The sequence below is a fragment of the Cellulosimicrobium cellulans genome, from assembly GCF_001722485.1.
Taxonomy (GTDB): domain Bacteria; phylum Actinomycetota; class Actinomycetes; order Actinomycetales; family Cellulomonadaceae; genus Cellulosimicrobium; species Cellulosimicrobium cellulans_A.
Map to the genome: position 1 here is coordinate 1 of NZ_LWGL01000333.1, position 1,306 is coordinate 1,306.

1 protein-coding gene and 1 pseudogene are annotated in these 1,306 nt (G+C 79.3%); both read right to left on the minus strand.

Annotated features, from left to right (window positions below):
* Window positions 1-448: hypothetical protein (locus tag JZ5iCDA_RS17535; RefSeq protein ID WP_139123232.1), on the minus strand; the 448-nt coding region annotated here is incomplete at its 3' end.
* 44 nt (window positions 449-492) lie between these two features.
* Window positions 493-1,306 (minus strand): annotated as a pseudogene (locus JZ5iCDA_RS19290) (hypothetical protein); the annotation flags it as partial.

Sequence of the window (1,306 nt, forward strand, 5' to 3'; positions counted from 1 at the left end):
GGAGCCCGCCGAGGACCCGGGCGACGACCGCACGCAGGACGCGCGCGGCGCCGTCGGACAGGTCGCGGGCGCGGGCGTGCGCCCGGCGGGCCCGCGCGGACAGGCCCCACGCGACGAGGGCGGCACCCGCGTGCGCGAGCAGCACGGGCAGCGCGAGCACCCCGAGGACGGTGACCATGGCCGCGGGCTCCGCGCCCAGGGCAGCGCCGGACGGGCAGTCGGGCGCCTCGTGGACGAGCGCGAGGCGCATGCCCACGACGCCCCACACGCCCGGCACGTCCAGGCACTGGTGCACGACGGCGATCCCCCGCTCGGCGAGGTGCGTCACGACGGCGGCGGCGAGCGCGAGGACGAGCAGGACGGGTCCGAGCAGCCTCCCGGCCGCGGGCACGACGGACGCCCGGTTCACGCCGCGGGACAGCCCGCGCTCGACCGACGTCCGGAGCACGCCGCTCAGCGTACACACGCGGGCTGTGACCCGGCTGACAGTGCTCAACCCAGCGCGGGCGGGCCCGGGAACGGCCACCACGCGACGGCGTCGCCGGACGCGAGGAGCACGACGCACACGGCGGTCAGCACGACGCCGAGGCCCACGAGGACGAGCGTGCCCGTCCGGCCGGGCGCGACGCGCGCGAGCGCGGTCCGCGTCCCGTACCGCGTCAGGTGGGTGAGCGGGCCGGTCCACGCGAGGACGACCGTCGCGAGCATGGCCACGCACAGCAGGACCGTCGTGACGGCCGGCGCGTTCCCGCCGTCCGGCCCGGACGCGACGACCAGCCGGTCCGAGACGAGCAGCCACCACCCCGCGACGACGACCAGCACCCCGGCGCACGCCGCGACGGTCAGCGACGGCAACGACCCGGCGACCGCGCGGACCACGTACCAGGGCGAGGCGGCGACCGAGCGCGCCGTGTCGCTGCGCTGGGGCCCGCGCCGTTCGCGCCGGGAGTGCAGGGAGTCGGTCGTGACCCCGACGACCCGCGCCAGCACGACGGCCACCGCGAGGACGGTGAACGCGACGCCCGGGGCGAGCGCGGCGAGGAGCACGAGGGGGACGGCGAGCAGCGCCAGCACGCCGCGCCGCCGCGGGGGCACCGGTCGCGCGTACAGCGGCTCCTCCGGACCGGGCGGCACGGGGGCGTAGAGCCGCTCGAGCAGGTCCGGCCGGTCGGTCGGCACCGCCACCGTGCGGCCGTCGTTGACCTGGGTCTGCGACACGGGCAGCGGCGGCGGCACGACCTGGACGGGCTGGTCGGCGGGGGGCCACGCCGTCGCGCCGGCGGCGGGGACGGGCGGCGGGGGCGGC